Source organism: Aquabacterium sp. A08 (assembly GCF_011742065.1).
Genome location: NZ_JAAQQT010000422.1, coordinates 1 through 572 on the forward strand (window position 1 = coordinate 1; position 572 = coordinate 572).

Below are 572 nucleotides of genomic sequence, written 5' to 3' on the forward strand. Positions count from 1 at the left end.
ACCACGAACAGCCCGTGGCGCGATTCGTGGTGCACGATGTCGGCCAGGGCCAGCACCCCCACCGGGCGCTGTTGTTGCAGCACCGGCAGGTGGTGTACCCGGTGGCGCAACATCAGGCCCATGGCCTCGAAGGCCAGCCGGTGGTGCTGGATGGTCACCACCTCGCGCGTGGCAATGTCCAGCGCCGGGGTGTCGTGCGGCAGCCCCGGGGCCAGCAGCCGGGTGCGCAGGTCGCGGTCGGTGACGATGCCGGCGATGGCCGTGGCCGCGTCCGGCTCGGCCCCGGTCTGCACCAGCAGCAGCGACGACACGCCCGCCTCGGTCATGCGCTGGGCGGCCTGCTGGGCGGTGGCGTCGGCCGGCAGGGTCACGGGTTCGCGCTGCACCAGTTCGCCCACCGTGCTCACCAGCAGGTCGTCGCCGGCCTGCTGGCGCGCCACCGCCTTGTGCAGCCGGGTGCGGTCTTCGATTTCCACTTGGTCGGCAAACGACGGGTGGTGCTCGAAGAGGTCGGTGAACACCGGCTCGGGCAGCAGGTAGAGCAGGGTGTCGGCCTCGGCCACGGCGGGAAA

General features: G+C 71.9%; 1 protein-coding gene. It reads right to left on the minus strand.

Features of this window, described 5'->3' with window-relative positions; genetic code table 11:
• Positions 1–572: CBS domain-containing protein (locus HA630_RS27175; protein WP_166832221.1), on the minus strand; the 572-nt coding region annotated here is incomplete at both ends.